The 15,898-nt window shown below is 69.3% G+C and carries 13 protein-coding genes; 6 read left to right on the forward strand and 7 right to left on the reverse strand.

Annotation, left to right across the window (positions count from 1 at the left end):
- Positions 1-108: 108 nt before the first annotated feature.
- The 3 genes from ASG87_RS04535 (at position 109) to ASG87_RS04545 (ending at position 2,107) form a co-directional block, all read left to right on the forward strand.
- Positions 109-579, forward strand: a complete 471-nt coding sequence (locus ASG87_RS04535; RefSeq protein ID WP_056001464.1) for a DUF1456 family protein — start codon at positions 109-111, stop codon at positions 577-579.
- Between the two features lie 62 nt (positions 580-641).
- Complete coding sequence (locus ASG87_RS04540) at positions 642-1,451, forward strand: AraC family transcriptional regulator (protein WP_056001467.1); 810 nt, start codon at positions 642-644, stop codon at positions 1,449-1,451.
- 83 nt (positions 1,452-1,534) lie between these two features.
- A complete protein-coding gene (locus ASG87_RS04545) occupies positions 1,535-2,107 on the forward strand; it encodes a GNAT family N-acetyltransferase (protein ID WP_200948988.1) in 573 nt (190 codons plus the stop codon).
- Positions 2,108-2,240: 133 nt separating this feature from the next.
- Here ASG87_RS04545 and ASG87_RS04550 read toward each other — a convergent pair whose 3' ends face one another.
- From ASG87_RS04550 to ASG87_RS04565, 4 genes are all read right to left on the reverse strand, one after another.
- Positions 2,241-3,008 carry a class I SAM-dependent methyltransferase gene (locus ASG87_RS04550; protein WP_056001470.1) on the reverse strand — a complete coding sequence of 256 codons (768 nt, stop codon included), beginning with the start codon at positions 3,006-3,008 and terminating at the stop codon, positions 2,241-2,243.
- Positions 3,009-3,347: 339 nt separating this feature from the next.
- Positions 3,348-6,770, reverse strand: coding sequence for a glycosyltransferase (locus ASG87_RS04555; RefSeq protein WP_056001473.1), 3,423 nt, complete (start codon positions 6,768-6,770; stop codon positions 3,348-3,350).
- 72 nt (positions 6,771-6,842) lie between these two features.
- The gene (locus ASG87_RS04560) at positions 6,843-8,285 is read right to left on the reverse strand and encodes a hypothetical protein (protein WP_056001513.1); all 1,443 of its coding nucleotides are present in this window, start codon (positions 8,283-8,285) and stop codon (positions 6,843-6,845) included.
- A gap of 75 nt (positions 8,286-8,360) precedes the next feature.
- Positions 8,361-8,849 (reverse strand): VOC family protein, encoded by a 489-nt coding sequence (locus ASG87_RS04565; protein ID WP_056001476.1) that lies wholly within the window; start codon positions 8,847-8,849, stop codon positions 8,361-8,363.
- 152 nt (positions 8,850-9,001) lie between these two features.
- Between ASG87_RS04565 and ASG87_RS04570 the strand changes: the two genes are divergently transcribed.
- A complete protein-coding gene (locus ASG87_RS04570) occupies positions 9,002-9,763 on the forward strand; it encodes a YdcF family protein (RefSeq protein WP_056001479.1) in 762 nt (253 codons plus the stop codon).
- Between the two features lie 21 nt (positions 9,764-9,784).
- Here ASG87_RS04570 and ASG87_RS04575 read toward each other — a convergent pair whose 3' ends face one another.
- Positions 9,785-10,846, reverse strand: a complete 1,062-nt coding sequence (locus tag ASG87_RS04575) for an NAD(P)-dependent alcohol dehydrogenase (RefSeq protein WP_056001482.1) — start codon at positions 10,844-10,846, stop codon at positions 9,785-9,787.
- A 181-nt stretch (positions 10,847-11,027) separates the two neighbouring features.
- Between ASG87_RS04575 and ASG87_RS04580 the strand changes: the two genes are divergently transcribed.
- The gene (locus ASG87_RS04580; RefSeq protein ID WP_056001484.1) at positions 11,028-11,981 is read left to right on the forward strand and encodes an AraC family transcriptional regulator; all 954 of its coding nucleotides are present in this window, start codon (positions 11,028-11,030) and stop codon (positions 11,979-11,981) included.
- Between the two features lie 425 nt (positions 11,982-12,406).
- Here ASG87_RS04580 and ASG87_RS04585 read toward each other — a convergent pair whose 3' ends face one another.
- Positions 12,407-13,840, reverse strand: coding sequence for an aldehyde dehydrogenase family protein (locus ASG87_RS04585; RefSeq protein ID WP_056001487.1), 1,434 nt, complete (start codon positions 13,838-13,840; stop codon positions 12,407-12,409).
- 13 nt (positions 13,841-13,853) lie between these two features.
- A complete protein-coding gene (locus ASG87_RS04590; protein WP_056001516.1) occupies positions 13,854-15,497 on the reverse strand; it encodes an acetolactate synthase large subunit in 1,644 nt (547 codons plus the stop codon).
- Between the two features lie 172 nt (positions 15,498-15,669).
- Between ASG87_RS04590 and ASG87_RS20790 the strand changes: the two genes are divergently transcribed.
- The coding region (locus ASG87_RS20790) for a hypothetical protein (protein WP_235499563.1) at positions 15,670-15,898 on the forward strand (229 nt) is incomplete at its 3' end.

The raw sequence follows: 15,898 nt of genomic DNA on the forward strand, positions 1-15,898 counted from the left end.
TTCGTGCAGGATGAAACGCAAGGTGGCGCGGGAAGGGGTTGGCGCCGGCGCGGCGCTTGACCGACGGGTTAGCATGTCGCCCCGACGCAAGGCTTTCCGGGAACCGCCATGATCAACAACGACGTACTGCGCGCCATCCGCTACATGCTCGATCTGAGCGACCAGAAGGTGATCGAGATCGTCAAGCTGGCGGATGCGTCCTTTCCCATCGGCAAGGACGAGGTGCAGGCGTTCCTGAAGAAGGACGACGAGGAAGGCTACGCGGAGTGCAGCAACAAGGTGCTGGCGTGCTTCCTCGACGGCCTGGTGTTCCATTGCCGCGGCAAGGACGAAAGCCGGCCGCCGCGCCCGGTCGAGAAGCGCGTCACCAACAACGTGGTGCTGAAGAAGCTGCGCGTCGCCTTCGAGCTGAAGGACGTGGACCTGCACCGGATCCTCGAAGACGCCGGCTTCCCGGTCTCCAAGCCCGAACTCAGCGCGCTGTTCCGCCAGCCGGACCACAAGAACTTCCGCCTGTGCGGCGACCAGTTGCTGCGGCATTTCCTGCGCGGGCTGACGATGCGGGTGCGCGGCGGCTGAGTGTCCGGGACGCTGTCGGCGGGCCATGTGGCCGATGACGCGAAGCCATCTCGGGAGTGCGGATGAGCGAACGAGTCCTCTTCCACCGTTTTCCGCAGGCTGGCGTCGATGCGATGAGCGCGTCCACGGCGCGCAGTTATCCGCGTCATACGCACGACCAGTACGGCATCGGCGTCGTCGATGCCGGCGGGCATGCCTCGTCGAGCGGCCGTGGGCCGGTCGAGGCCGGGCCGGGCACCCTGATTTTCGTGAACCCGGGCGAGGTCCACGATGGGCGCGCGATCCAGGGGCAGTCGCGGTCGTGGCGCATGCTGTATATCGATCCCGGGCTGTTGGGACAGACGCTGGCCGACATCGGCGATGGTGCCCATGCGCCGCTGGCGTTCGCCGCGCCGGTATTTGCGGACGAGCGGTTGCGCCAGCTCTTCGATGGCGCTTTTGCGCATGCGCTTGCCGGCGGCCCGCGCGATGCGATGGCATGCGAGGCGGCAATCCTGCACTTGGTCGCAGGCATGCAGGCCAATGCGGCAGAGGGCCGGAAGATGCCGTCGGGGCCGGTGGCCGCCATCCGGCGAGCCCGCGAAAGAATCGACGACGATCCAGCCTCGCCGCTGACGCTGGCTGGCCTCGCCAGCGAGGTCGGGCTCAGCCGCTACCAGTTGCTTCGCGGCTTTGCGCGCGAGTTGGGGCTGCCTCCGCACGCGTACATCCTGCAACGGCGGATCGCCCTGGCGCGCCGGCTCATCCGTGACGGCCACGCCCTGGCCGAAGCGGCGGCGATCGCCGGATTCTTCGACCAGAGCCACCTGACCCGTTGCTTCACGCGGCAGTTCGGCATTACGCCGAGCCGCTACGCTGCGGCCGCCGGCTGAGTTGAACACCCGCACTTTTGTCCAAGACCACGCATGGCCCTGTCGCCCAGGCTGGGACCAAGCCAACCGACAGGAGTGCAACCGTGTCACCAACATCCACCGATCCACGCCAGGACGACGTTCCCTCGACCGACGAAACCCCGGTGCAGGCGAACCTCCGGCGCTGCCGCGACGACGAGCGCGCGGACATGCTCGCGATCATCCAGGCCGCGGCAGAGGCGTACAGGGGCGTGATCCCCGACGATTGCTGGCACGAGCCGTACATGTCCGCGAAGGAGCTCGACGACGAGATCGCCGCCGGCGTCGAATTCTGGGGGTACGAAAGGAACGGCACGCTGGCCGGCGTGATGGGCGTTCAGGCGGTGCGCGACGTCGAGCTGATCCGCCATGCGTACGTCCTGCCCGAATGGCAGGGACGCGGCGTCGGCTCCGCACTGATCGGGCACCTGCGCCGGCGAGGCACGCGGCGCACTCTCGTGGGAACGTGGTGCGCCGCCACCTGGGCAATCCGTTTCTACCAGCGGCACGGGTTCGAACGGGTGCCTGCGGCACAGGCGCCCGCGTTGCTGCGGATGTACTGGAACGTGCCGGAGCGCCAGATCGAGACCTCGGTGGTGCTCGACGCTGCGAAGCGGGAAAAGCCGGCGGTTGAGTGACGGCCTGGTTCGAGGCTTCAGGCCGTGGCCTCGCGTTCGGTTGCCCGACGGTCATGGGGCGCTGTTCAATCCCGAGAGCTTGTTCACGGCCTCCAGGTGTTACCCATGAAACGCCATTCCGGCGAACCCCGAATCAGCGCGCCGGCTTGCGGAAGCGGTAGACGAACTGGTCGGTGCGGCCGCGGATGGATTTGTCGAAGACGGACCTGGCGTGCGTGTCGGCCGGGTTGCGCAGCACGTCGAGCTGGCCGTCGAGCACGAAGCCGGCGGCTTCCGCCTGCTGCCGGACGACGGCCGGGTCGATGCGGTGCAGGGTGTCGGTGTCGCGCATGCCCGAGCCCGCTTCCGCGGCATGGTCGATCACCACGAACAGCCCGCCGGGGCGCAGCGCGTCGAAGACCTGCCGGTCGAGTGTCGCCGGGTCCACGTTGCCCATGAACTTGTCCGGGTAGTCGTGGTAGTTCTGCGAGGTGAACACGAGGTCCACCGGCGCCGGCGCGGCCAGCGCGTCGGCCGGTTGCAGCAGCACCTCGATATTGCGGTAGTGGGGTTGCCGGGCGACCTCGCGCAGCTTGTCGGCGAAGCCGGGTTCGGCCCTTTCGTAGGCGATGGGAAAGACCGCGTAGACGCGGCCTTGCGGACCCACGGCCGCGCTGAAGATGCGGCTGAAATAGCCGCCGCCGGGAATGAGGTCGAGCACGCGGCCGCCGGGCCTGACCTCGCTGAAGGCGAGGATGTCGGCGGCCTTGCGGCGCGCATCGGCGGCGGCGTCCGCCTTGCGCGCAGGATCGGCGAGGACCGCGGCGATGGTCTGGGAGGAAACGGCGTCCTGTACGTGGCGCGCATGGACGGAGGAGGCAAGGACAAGAGCGGTCAGGGAGGCAAGTATGGCGCGGCGCATCGGCGTTCCTCGGGCTGTGGCGGGCCGAGTATGGAGTCCTGCCGTGGTGCGCGCGGGTTGGCGTCGCCAGTCCGTGCATGCGCTGCGCCAGCCCGGTTCCCCGGGTACGTGGCCCGTGCCGATGCGCATTGGGCGAAGCGGGATGCCGCGAGCCATCGATTTCGTGGCTCTGCGCTCGCCATTCCCGCCAAAGCGGGACAAGAGCGGGCTTTGCGGGCATTGAACGGCCGGGGGCTGCCCCGGAGGAGCGAGTGATCCAGTGCCTTTCTTTCGACGTCGGCGGACGGCAAGCCCCCCGGTTGTCGGGAAGCGCCCGCCGCCATCGATCGCCAGGGGATGTCAGTGCCCCGGGCCGCTTCCCGCGTTCACCGTGGCCTTGCGCTCCTGCTTGCCCCAGCCGACCGACGGCCCGCGGATCGCCGTCCACACCGAGCGCACCACCACGTAGTACATCAACTGGCGGTAGCCGAAGCGCTGCAGCACCAGCCACCACAGCAGGCTCCAGCGTTCCTTCTTCTCCATCGCGAAGGCGAGCACGCCGGCGAGCAGGTCCACCGCCATGAACACGGCGTAGAAGACGCCCATCTTGACCAGGCTGTCGGAATTGAAATGGCCGCGGTGCTGCAGGTAGTCCAGGCCGGTGGCGACGATCTGCCACAGCATCAGCAGGTCGACCAGCGGCGACACCACCGAGAAGACGATCTGGAACAGCCATACCTGAGGCAGCGCGACCATGCCGAGCGCGCCGTAGCGGGGACGGAAGGTGGCGTCGCGGTGCTTCCACAGGCATTGCAGGGTGCCGTAGGCCCAGCGGAAGCGCTGGCGGGCGAGGCCGCGGGCGGTGTCGGGCGCCTCGGTCCAGGCGATCGCCTCGGCGTCGAACAGGGTGCGATAGCCGGCCTTCTGCACGGAGAGGGTGAGGTCCTGGTCTTCGGCCAGGGTATCGTCGGGGAAGCCGCCCAGCCGCTCCAGCGCCTCGCGACGCCAGGCGCCGACCGCGCCGGGCACCACGGTGATCGCGCCCAGCGCGGCGAGCGCGCGGCGCTCCAGGTTCTGCGCGGTGATGTATTCCAGCGCCTGCCACAGGGTGATCAGGTTGATGCGGTTGCCGACCTTGGCATTGCCCGCCACCGCGCCGACCGCCGGGTCGGCGAACCAGCGCACCAGGTGCGGGATGGTGTCCGGCTCGAACTGGGTGTCGGCGTCCAGCGCCACCACCACCGTGCCGGCCGAGGCGGCCAGCGCGGTGTTGACCGCGTGCGCCTTGCCGCCGTTGGGCGTGGTGATGAGCCGCACGCGCGGCTCGCGCGCGTAGTGTTCGCCGACCACGGCCGAAGTGGCGTCGGTCGAGCCGTCGTCCACCACGATCACTTCCAGGTTCGGGTAGCGGCTCTGGAGGATGCGGCGGATCGAGCTGGCGATCACCTTTTCCTCGTTGTAGGCGGGAATCAGCACCGAGACCAGCGGCGGCTCGTCGCCCAGCGCGGGCGGGACGCGGCGCCGGTCGCGCAGCCGGTTGACGATGGCCAGGCCGCCGAGCAGCAGCAGGCGCGCCACGCCGAGGCAGACCGCGGTGAGGAACAGCGCGCGCAGGAAGTGTCCGAACCAGCCCAGGGTGAGGAAGACCGAGCGGTCGGCCCAGCGCGACAGCGAGCCGTGCGGCAGCGGCGGCATGGCCTGGTCGCGCGTGAGGCCGGCCAGCTCGGAGACGGTGACGAACTGGTAGCCCTGCGCGCGCAGCGCGTCGATGATCCGCGGCAGCGCGATCACCGTCTGCGAGCGCTCGCCGCCGCCGTCGTGCAGCAGCACCACGCGGCTCTGCCGGTCCGGGCTCTGCTTCGCCACCTGGTCGAGCACGCTCTGCACGATCCGGTCGGCCGGCGGGCGTTGCCAGTCGTCGGGGTCGATGTGCAGGCCCACCGAGATGTAGCCCATCTTCTGCGCGATCTGGATCGGCACCAGCTCGTCGGCGGTGGTCGGTTCCGCGTCGCCGAAGTAGGGCGCGCGGAACAGCCGCATCGAGCGCCCGGTGAGCGCCTCGAACAGCCGCTGGGTGGCATTGAGCTCCAGCGCGACGATGCCGGGCGGGCTGTCGCCGAGGTTGGGATGGGTGAAGGTGTGGCTGCCGACGTCGTGGCCTTCCTCGACCTCGCGCTGCACCAGCCGCGGCGACATCTCGGCGTTCTCGCCGATGATGAAGAAGGTGGCCGGTACGTGCTTCGCCTTGAGGATGTCGAGGATCTGCGGTGTCCACTCCGGGTCGGGGCCGTCGTCGAAGGTCAGTGCGATCTTGTGCGGCAGGGTGCCGGTGCGCTGGATCACGTAGGAACTGGGCAGGGCGGTGTAGCTCTCGTCGTCGATGCTGCCGTCGTCCTTGTCCACCTCGACGGTGCGCGCGCCGGGCGCCGGCTCGGAGGCGATCTGCAGCACCTCGCCCTGGCCCTCGATGTCGATGTCCTCGCCCTGGCCGATGGTGCGCAGTTGCGCGGGGGCGGCGGCGCCGTAGGGGCGCCCGAGCACCGCCCAGATCGACGGGTCCTCCGAGCCCAGCCGCCACAGGGCGTAGCCGTAGGGCTTGTAGTCGTCGGCGGCGTGGATCTGGTTGTAGGCGGTGACGGCGTCGAGGAACCATACGTCGTGCCGCGTGCCGTCGTCCTCGCGGTAGGCGTAGTGCGGGTTCATCGCGTCCGGGTCGAAGGCGATCTCGGCCTGCGCGTCGGACGCGCGATCCATGGTGTCCTGGAAGGTGAGCGTCTCGGCGGTCCTGCCGTGCGCCCAGTCGTAGCCGTAGCTGCCGATCGCGACGATGGTCTGGTCCGGATCGAGCGTCTTCATGCGCTTGTCGAGGGTTTCCTCGAACCAGTCCTGGCCGGCGATGCTGCCCGGGTCCTTGCCGGCCCAGTGCTGGTCGTACGCCATCAGCAGCTCGAAATCGACGATGTCGGCGTAGCCGGCGTAGTCCCAGGAGGCGTCGTCGAACGGCACGGACAGCACGATGCCCCAGCCGTGCGGGTCGAAGGCGTCGTTCAGTTCGGAGAGGAAGGCCTTGAGGTTCTTCTGCGCGCTTTCGGGGACTTCCTCGAAATCCACCGTCACGCCCTGCAGGCGGTTGTCGGCGAGCACGGCGACGATCTGCGCGATGCGCTGCCTGCGCAGGTCCGGGTCGGCCAGCATGCGGGCCAGCCCGGCGCCGTCCCACTGACCGTCCACGGCATTCTGCAGCAGCGGCAGGATCGGGGTGGACGGCTTCACGCGGCGGATCAACTGCAAAGCGCGGGTGTCGATGCCCACGTGCAGCGCCATGTCCGGGCCGCTGACGCTCAGCCAGGTGGGGATGACCCAGTCCAGCGTGGGCAGCGCGCGCTTCAGCGAGGGGTAGCTGCTGTCGTCCCAGTTGACGTAGAAGCCGATCGCCAGCGGCCGGTCGGCCGGCTTGTCCAGCGACGGCGGCGGCGTGTGCGCCGGGGCGTTCTTCGCGCGCGTGCGCGGCGGGTGCAATTGCTTCTGCCGTGCGCGCACCTCCGCGGCCAGCCGCTCGGCCGGCTTCAGCAGGCCCGGCGCCTTGGCCTCCACCCCGGTCAGGCCGTGCAGCGCACGGCTGCGGCCGACGAGTTGCAGGCCGGCCATGCGCGGCCCGACGAACAGGCTGGCGACGCATGCCACCACGAACAGCGTGCTGACCACGCCGGCCAGCAGGGCCAGGCGCGAGACGTGGCTGGCGCGGCGTCCGGTGGGGTCGAAGAAGATCGGTTTCTTTTCCATGGTCCGCGCGGGGTTCGGCGCTGCTGGCAGGCAAGAGTGGCAAGCGGCGCGTGATGGTAGAGGATGCCGCGCTCAGCCGATCACCGCACCCGCCCGCGGCTTGTGGAAATCTTCAGGCGCGAGCGACTGGGTCAGCCGGAACACGCCCTCGTGGACCTTGCGCGGCAACACCACGTCGAGCACGGTGGTCTGGTGCGGGCCGAGCATCGCGAACAGGTCTTCGCCGGCCGCGCTGCCGGCCAGCGCATGGTGTACCAGGCCCTCGAGGTCGGCCGGCTGCACGCGGGCGCCGTAGGGGCGGCGGCCGGACACGGCGGGGCGCAGGGTCCGGCGGCTGTTGCCGGGATCGGCCACGCGGGCGTCGCCGGCGAGCAGGCTGTGGTTGAGGAACAGCGAGACGGTGGTGCGGGCCTTCGAGTTGGCCTGGCGGTCGAGCATGAAGCCCTCCGGCATCAGGTCGGGGCTGGCCTGCGCGCCGGCGGTGAGCAGGAAGCCGGCGCCGTTCAGCGGTTCGCCGGCCTCGTCGGCGAGCCGCACGATCAGCAGGCTGCGCGGATCGTGGATGTGCACGCGCGGCGGGAACGGCCCGGCCGGTTCCAGCTCCACCTTGGCGGCGTCGCGCTGGGCGTTCTCGCCGTCGAAGGCGTCGCACAGCGCGGTGTAGTCCGCCATGCTGCGCACCTTCAGGCAGCGCAGGATCGCGTCGACGGTATCCGGCGCGGCGCCGGCCAGGATGCCGTGCGCCGTGCCGGAATGGGCGGCGCCGGCGATCAGCTTGAAGGCGCAGCGCGGCCCGCGCAGCAGGCTCAGGGACAGCGTGTCGGGTGCGCCGTCGCCGGCGCCCTGGGGCACGGCCAGTACCGCATGGCGCGCGTTGAGGTTGGCCGCGGCGATGCGCACCACGCCGTCGGAACCGTCCTCGCCGGTATAGCTGTTGAGGTGGTCGTAGAAGCTGCGGTCGGGCCGGTCGCCGGTCAGCACGAAGGCGTACTGGCCGCTCGCGGCCGGATCGGCGCCATGGATGTGGTCGAGGTTGAGCGAGAGCGACGCGGCGCTGCCCAGTTCCAGCCAGTCGAGGATGCGCTGGCCCGGCTCGACGCCGTCGAACCAGGCCTTCATCTTGCCGAGCGTGCCCTTGCCGAGCTGGGCCAGCGCCGAGCCGAAGTTCGCCGGGGCCAGCATCACCAGGTGGGTGAGCCGGATCGTGCTGTGGCTGCCGGGCTTGTCGCGCTGCGCGCGCAGCCATTCGCGCACCAGCGGGCCGCCGGTGGAGTGGGTGACGCAGGCGAAACTGGCGTCCAGCAGGTGCAGGTCGCGCAGGGCATGGTCGAACGCGCGCACCAGGTCGCCCATGGTCACCGCGTCGTCGAAGCTGACGTACTCGGACAGCCACAGGTCGCGCACGGCGAGCGGCAGGCCGTCGGCGGCGGCGCGCTGCTGCAGCCGCTGCGGCATCTGGCCGTAGGTCGAGGTGCTGGTGACGCTCCAGCCGTGGACGAAGACGAGGGTGGTCATGGCGCCGCTCCGCAAGGTGGCGGCGTGCATGATGCCGGATGGCCGGCTGGCGGTGTATACGCCGGTCGGCGTGGGCTACTGCACGGCCAGGCCGGCGCCCGCCGCGCGCAGCGGGTCGTCCGCGCCGCCGGGGCTGACCAGTTGCAGCGGCTGTCCCCACGGCGCCAGGAAGCGCACCACGATCCGGCCGGCGTCCGGCCCGCTGGCGACCACGCGCGGCCGGCCGAGCAGGGCGACCCGGTTGGTGCGCAGCCAGGCGGCCACCGCCGAGGCGTCGTCGGTGGCGAGCACCACGTCGGGCACGGTGCCGCCGTTGCGCGCCGCCGCGGACAGCTCGACGATGTCGCCGTGGCCGCAGTCCATCAGGACCATCGACGGCGCGTCCTCGCCGGTATCGACCGGTTCGCAGTTCATCACGTCGTGGAAGAAATCCACGGCCTGCGGGAGATCGGGCACGCCGAGCCGGCTGTAGCCGCCGCTGGCTGGCGCGGCGCAGGCGGCGTCCGGGAGGACGGCCAGTGCCATCAGCAGTGCGGTGAGCCAGGGAAGCAGGGTCTTGTTCACGGTCGTTGTCCGGTTCGGCTGGCAGGCAGATGGTTGCGCCGGGGCGGTCCCTCAATAGGCCGTTCGTCACTACAGCGTTTCCCGCAGGGAACGGTCCGCCGCGCCGCGCTGCGCTGGATTACCCTGCACGTTCCTCGAACGGTGGTGCAGCCATGACTTTCGACCTGCTCGTGATCCTGCTGGCCCTGGCCGGCATCGCGCTCTGGCGTCGCCGCCGCGGATGGGCGGGCGGCTTCGCCGGGGCGGCCCTGCTGCTGTTCCTGGTGGCGGCCTGCGGGCCGCTGCCGGCCTGGCTGCTGGAGCGCCTGCAAGCGCCGTATGCGGCCCTGCCCGCGTCCTCGTGGGGGCCCGGCAACAACGCCATCGTGTTGCTGACCGGGGATGCCGTGGCGATCCCGCACGGCCAGGTCGAGCCGAGCTTCTGGGTGTATGGCCGGATCGCCCGCGCGGCGATGCTGTACCGCGAGTGCAGGCAGGCGGGCGCGAGCTGCAAGCTGCTGGTCAGCGGCGGCGACCCGGCGCGGCTAGGCACGCCGCTGGCGGTCTCCTACGGCGACGCATTGCGGCGGCTCGGCGTGCCCGACGCGGACCTGATCCTGGAATCGCGCAGCAATACCACCTGGCAGAACGCGCAGTTCGCGCGCCCGCTGCTGGAGGCGCTCGGCGTCTCGCGCGTGTGGCTGGTGTCCTCGGCCTTCCACCTGCGGCGCGGCGAGCTGTACTTCAGGCATTTCGGCATCGCCGCCACGGCGGTGCGCGGGGATTACCTGAAGGCCGACCCGGGCCTCTGGCCCGGCTGGTGGAACCTCGGCCTCACCGACGTGGCCCTGCACGAGTACGTGGGCCTCGCGCGCTACCGCGTCTACAACGCCCTGGGCTGGAACGCCCCGCCGCAGCCGCCGTTGCGGCCGTAGCGGGGCGCTCGTCCAGGTGTCTCAGGCGGCCTTGCCGAGCGAGGCCAGGTCGATCACGAAGCGGTAGCGCACGTCGCTCCTGAGCATCCGCTCGTAGGCCTCGTTGATGTCCTGGATGTCGATCATCTCGATGTCGGCGCCGATGCCGTGCTCGGCGCAGAAGTCCAGCATCTCCTGCGTCTCGGCGATGCCGCCGATGGCCGAGCCGGTGACCGTGCGGCGGCCGGAGATCATCGCGCCCGCGTTCACCGGCGGGTCCAGCGGCTGCAACTGGCCGACTAGGCAAAGCACGCCGTCGAGCGCCAGCGTCGAGAGGTACGGATTGAGGTCGTGCGGGTTCGGCACGGTGTCGAGGATGAACTCGAACCGGCCGGCCACCGCCTTCATCTGCGCGCGGTCGGTGGACAGCACCACGTGGTCCGCGCCAAGCCGGCGCGCCTCGTCCTCCTTGCCCGGCGAGCGGGTGAACAGGGTGACCTCGGCGCCCAGCGCCTTGGCGAACTTCAGGCCCATGTGGCCGAGGCCGCCGAGGCCGACCACCGCCACCTTGCTGCCCTTGCCGACGTTCCAGTGGCGCAGCGGCGACCAGGTGGTGATGCCGGCGCACAGCAGCGGCGCGGCGGATTTCGGATCGAGCTTGTCGGAGATGCCCACCACGAACTTGTCCGAGACCACGATGCGCTCGGAATAGCCGCCGAAGGTCGGCAGGCTGTCGCGGCGGTCGGTGCCGTTGTAGGTCCAGGTGGCGCCTTCCAGGCAGTACTGCTCCAGGCCATGCGCGCAGGAGCTGCAGTGCTGGCACGAATCGACCATGCAGCCGATGCCGACCATCTGGCCGACCTTGAACCGGCTCACCCCGGCGCCGACCGAACTGACCCGGCCGACGATCTCGTGGCCGGGTACCATCGGGTAGAGGCTGTTGTGCCATTCGTTGCGGGCCTGGTGCAGGTCGGAGTGGCAGACGCCGCAGTAGAGGATGTCGACGACCACGTCGTCGGGGCGCGGGTCGCGCCGCTCGAAGGTATGCGGGGCCACCGGTGTGGTGGCGGATTGGGCAGCATAGCCGCGGACGGTCAGGGGCATGGGACTCTCCTCGGGCGGATCGGGTGTCGATGCACAAAGTATGCAAAGCGAAGGCCGGGATGCGGTAGCCGGATCCTGCGCGATCCTTGCCCGATCCTCCACGGTCGGGGGCCAAGCACTCGCCCACGCGTGCAGGAACAGGCAATCTTCTCGCCTGCTCATTTCCTCATATGTCCCCGCCATGAATACCGACCTTGCCTTGACGGAGCCGGCCGCGCGCCTGGAACGGGACCGCCTGGAGCTGGCGGCGCGCATCGAGCGCCTGACCGGCCGCGACGGCACCCATGCGACCGCCTTGCCGGCACTGACCCTCTATCGCGCCCAAGTGCCCGGCGTGCAGCTTTGCGCGGTCTACGAGCCGGGCCTGGTGCTGGTGGCGCAGGGCGCCAAGGAACTGCAACTGGGCGGCGAGACCTACCGCTACGACCAGGCCAACTGCCTGATCACCTCGATCGACCTGCCGGTGTCCTCGCAGGTAGTCGCGGCCAGCGCCGAGCGACCCTATCTCTGCGCGATGCTGCGTTTCGACGCCCGGCGCATCGGCGAACTGCTGGCCGGATCGCGCCCGGCGCCGGCAGGCGGCGCCGGCGGCCGCGGCATCGGGGCCGGCCCGGTCGACGCGCCGATGATGGACGCCATGCTGCGGCTGGTGCGGCTGCTCGATTCGCCGGCGGACCTGCCGGCGCTGGCGCCGCTGATCGAGTGCGAACTGCTGTATCGCCTGCTGGCCGGCGAGCAGGGGCCGCGCCTGCGCCACGTGGCCACTTCCGGCAGCCGCGGCCAGCGGGTGTCGCACGCGATCGGCTGGCTGAAGAACCACTACCGCGAACCCTTGCGCATCGACGCGCTGGCCGAGGCGGTGAACATGAGCGCGTCCTCGCTGCACCACCACTTCCGCGCGCTCACCGCGATGAGCCCGCTGCAATACCAGAAGCAGTTGCGCCTGCAGGAGGCCCGCCGCCTGCTGATGGCCCGGCATTGCGACGTGGCCTCCGCGGCGCACCGGGTGGGCTACGAGAGCCCGTCGCAGTTCAGCCGCGAATACAGCCGGCTGTTCGGCGCGCCGCCGCTACGCGACGTGGAGCAACTGCGGCGCGCCGGCGCCGTGCCCGACGCCGTGCCGCTGGCGGGCTGAGCCTGGGGCTCAGAGCGTCGTTCGAAGTTTCCCAGCCGGACGGATCCCTCACGCTTCCCGCTCGTCATTCCTGCGGCTTTCAACGGCCGAAGGGCCTGTCAAGCCGGGTGCAGTGGCTCTAGGTTTTGGGGAAGGGAAAGTCACTGGATGACCAGCCCTTCGGCTGTTGAAAAGCGCCTCCTGCTTTTGCAGGAATAACGAGCGGGAAGCGTGAGGGATTTCATTCTGACTGGGTATTCCCTTACGAAGCGTCATCCCAGCGAAAGCTGGGATCCAGTGCCTCTAGGTTTTGGGGAAGGGAAAGTCACTGGATGACCAGCCCTTCGGCTGTTGAGAAGCGTCTCCAGCTTGACCGGCCCTGCGGCCGTTGAAAGCCGCCGGGATGACGCCCCGTAGGGAATACCTGGGAACCTTTGAACAGGCCCTCAGGACGATTCGCGCATCACCATCAGGCGGATCTCGCTCATGTCCTCGATCGCGTAGCGCACGCCCTCGCGGCCCAGGCCCGACAGCTTCACGCCGCCGTAGGGCATGTTGTCCACGCGGAAGCTGGGGATGTCGTTGACCACCACGCCGCCTTGATCCAGCTCGTTCCACGCGCGCATGGCATGGTCGAGGCTGTCGGTGAAGATGCCCGCCTGCAGGCCGTAGTCGGAGTCGTTGACCATCGCGATCGCCTCGTCGAACGTCCCGAACGGGGCGAGCAGGGCGAACGGGCCGAACGCTTCCATGGTGTTGGCCTTGGCGTCGGCCGGCACGTCCTCCATCAGCGTGGCGTCCAGCATGTTGCCGCTGCGCCTGCCTCCGCAGAGGATCTTGCCGCCGGCCTTCTTCGCCTCGAGGATCCAGCCGTGCAGGCGCTCGGCGGCGGCCTCGTCGATCATCGGGCCGAGGAACACGCTCTTGTCCTTCGGGTCGCCGGCCTTGAGCTTCTTCGTCGCCGCGACGAGCTTCTTCTTCAGCGCGTCGTAGACGTCGCGGTGCGCGTAGATGCGCTGCACGCCGATGCAGCTCTGGCCGGACTGGTAGAACGCGCCGAAGATCAGCCGCTCCACCACCTTGTCCAGCTTCGGCCCCTGGTCGGCATCCACGATGCAGGCGGCGTTGCCGCCCAGCTCCAGGGTCACCTTCTTGTGCCCGGCGCGCGCCTTGAGGTCCCAGCCGATCTGGCCGCCGGTGAAGGAGAGCAGCTTGAAGCGCGGGTCTTCGACCAGCGGGGACGCGTGCGCGCCGTCCAGGGTGAGGATCGAGAACGCGCCTTTCGGCAGGTCGGTCTCGGCCAGCACCTGGCCGATGATGAGCGCGCCGATCGGGGTCTTCTCCGACGGCTTGAGCACGAACGGGCAGCCCGCGGCGATCGCCGGCGCCACCTTGTGCGCGACCAGGTTGAGCGGGAAGTTGAACGGCGTGATGAACGACACCGGGCCCAGCGGCACGCGCTTCGTATAGCCGTGGTAGCCGTCCAGCCGCGCGGCCAGTTCCAGGTTGATCGTCTCGCCGTTGATGCGCACGGCCTCCTCGGCGGCGATGCGGAAGGTCTCGATCAGCCGGGTCACCTCGCCGGCCGAATCCTTGATCGGCTTGCCGGCCTCGATGCACAGCGCCTCGGCCAGCTCGTCGCGGCGCTCGGAGAAGCGCTCCACGCAGTGCTGCAGCACGGCCTGCCGCGCCCACGGCTTGAACTCGCGCATCGGCCGCGCGGCCTGCACCGCGGCGGCGATCGCCTTCTCGGTCGCCCTGGCGTCCGGCACCGCGACGCGGGTGGCGACCTTGCCGCTGTACTTGTCGTGCACGTCGAGCATGTCCTTCGACGTCTGCGGCCGGTTGGCGAGGTAGTAGGGATAGGTCTTGTCGAGCATGGGCGTCTCCGGATCAGACCGCCGCGCTGAGCTGGCGGATTTGTTCGTCGAGGATGCGGTGGTTGTCGGAATAGTCGATGGCCAGGTCGATCAGGTGCACGCCGCCCTCGGCGTAGGCGCGCTGCAGGGTGGGCAGGAAGTCGTCGGCGCTGGCCGGCCGGTGCCCGTGCGCTCCGTGCGCCTCGGCGAACAGCACGAAATCGGGGTTGCCGAACTGCATGCCGTAGTCGGCGTAGCCCATGTCGGCCTGCTTCCAGCGGATCATCCCGTAGGCGTCGTCGCGCAGCAGCAGGATCACCAGGTCGAGCTTCAGCCGCACCGCCGTTTCCAGCTCCTGCGCGTTCATCATGAAGCCGCCGTCGCCGCAGATCGCCAGCACCTTGCGATCCGGGTAAACCATCTTCGCCGCCATCGCCGAGGGCAAGCCGGCGCCCATCGTCGCCAGCGCGTTGTCCAGCAGCACGGTGTTCGGCTGGCGGGCGCGGTAGTAGCGGGCGTACCACAGCTTGTACATGCCGTTGTCCAGGCACAGCACGCCGTCGTCGGGCATGAAGCGGCGGGTGTCGGCGACGATGCGCACCGGATGCATCGGGAAGCGCGGGTCGTCGGCGTGTTCCTCCAACTGCGCGTGGAACGCGGCGCGCACCTTGTCGAAATAGCCGAAATCCCAGTGTGCCTGCGGCTCGAGCGCGTCGGCGAGCCGTTCCACCGTGTGCGCGATGTCGCCGACCACCTCGATCTGCGGGAAGTACACCGTATCCACCTCGGCCGAGGCGAAGTTGATGTGGATCACCGTGCGCCGGCCCTTGTGCATGAAGAACGGCGGCTTCTCCACCACGTCGTGGCCGGCGTTGACGATCACGTCGGCGGCGTCGATCGCGCGGTGCACGAAGTCGCCGTCGGACAGCGCGGCATTGCCCAGCCACAGCGGATGGTCCTCGTCCACCACGCCCTTGCCCATCTGGGTGGTGAAGAACGGGATGCCCAGCTTGTCGATGAAGGCACGCAGGGCGACGGCCGTGCGCTGGCGGTTGGCCGCGGCACCGATCATCAGGATCGGCTTGCGTGCGTTGCTGATCGCCTCGGCCGCCTGCACCAGCGCGGCATCGTCGGGCGACGGGCGTCGCGCATACTCGGTAGGCAGCAGGATCGCGTCCTCCACCTCGTCGCGGGCAATGTCCTCGGGCAGCTCCAGGTGCACCGCGCCGGGGCGTTCTTCCTCGGCACGGCGGAACGCCTCGCGCACCCGCGCCGGGATCGTCGGCGCGGAGACCAACTGGCGCGTGTACTTGGTCAGCGGCTGCATCATGTCGACCACGTCGACCAACTGGAACAGGCCCTGCTTGTGCGTGCGGATCGGCTTCTGCCCGGTGATCATCAGCATCGGCATGGCGCCGAGCTGGGCGTAGGCCGCCGCGGTGACCAGGTTGGTCGCGCCGGGCCCGAGGGTGGACAGTGCCACGCCGGCCTCGCCGGTGAGCCGGCCCCAGGTCGCCGCCATGAAGCCGGCGGCCTGCTCGTGGCGGGTCACGATCAGGCGGATCGACGATTCGCGCAGCGCTTCCACGACATCGAGGTTTTCCTCGCCCGGCACGCCGAAGATGCAGCGCACGCCTTCGGCCTCCAGGGCCTTTACGAACAACTGCGCCGCCTTCATGCCGACCTCCATCGTTGGAAAGGGCGGCAGCATGAGGCAGCAGGTGTTCAATCGGTGTGAGATCGGGGCTGTCAAGTTTAGGCCTACTGCTGAATAGATCTGCTTGACTTCGCTTGCAGCATGGCGCTCCAATCCCGCCATCCTGCGTAATGCAGGGAGATAGGGGAACAGGATGCTTTACTCATGGCAGACATGGAATTTCCAGCAATGGGGTGTCATGACTCGCACGGCCATCCCTATTGACCAGGCAAAATTCCTTGCTGCGAATTTCTTGAATGCAAGAAGCAGTCGCAAGCGCAGGACTCTGCGCCGTTTGCTGATACTGAGTGCCCTGTGGCTACGTAGCCTTCCCCTCACGCGACGTCATTTGAAAGGAGAACATCTGGCAGTCTTGGCTGACG

Source organism: Frateuria sp. Soil773, assembly GCF_001428405.1.
Classification (GTDB): Bacteria; Pseudomonadota; Gammaproteobacteria; order Xanthomonadales; family Rhodanobacteraceae; genus LMSL01.

Coding starts and splice junctions, on each gene's coding strand:
- ASG87_RS04535 (WP_056001464.1), top strand. CDS start 109: ATGATCAACAACGACGTACTGCGCGCCATCCGCTACATGCTCGATCTG.
- ASG87_RS04540 (WP_056001467.1), top strand. CDS start 642: ATGAGCGAACGAGTCCTCTTCCACCGTTTTCCGCAGGCTGGCGTCGAT.
- ASG87_RS04550 (WP_056001470.1), bottom strand. CDS start 3,008: ATGCGCCGCGCCATACTTGCCTCCCTGACCGCTCTTGTCCTTGCCTCC.
- ASG87_RS04555 (WP_056001473.1), bottom strand. CDS start 6,770: ATGGAAAAGAAACCGATCTTCTTCGACCCCACCGGACGCCGCGCCAGC.
- ASG87_RS04560 (WP_056001513.1), bottom strand. CDS start 8,285: ATGACCACCCTCGTCTTCGTCCACGGCTGGAGCGTCACCAGCACCTCG.
- ASG87_RS04570 (WP_056001479.1), top strand. CDS start 9,002: ATGACTTTCGACCTGCTCGTGATCCTGCTGGCCCTGGCCGGCATCGCG.
- ASG87_RS04575 (WP_056001482.1), bottom strand. CDS start 10,846: ATGCCCCTGACCGTCCGCGGCTATGCTGCCCAATCCGCCACCACACCG.
- ASG87_RS04580 (WP_056001484.1), top strand. CDS start 11,028: ATGAATACCGACCTTGCCTTGACGGAGCCGGCCGCGCGCCTGGAACGG.
- ASG87_RS04585 (WP_056001487.1), bottom strand. CDS start 13,840: ATGCTCGACAAGACCTATCCCTACTACCTCGCCAACCGGCCGCAGACG.
- ASG87_RS04590 (WP_056001516.1), bottom strand. CDS start 15,497: ATGAAGGCGGCGCAGTTGTTCGTAAAGGCCCTGGAGGCCGAAGGCGTG.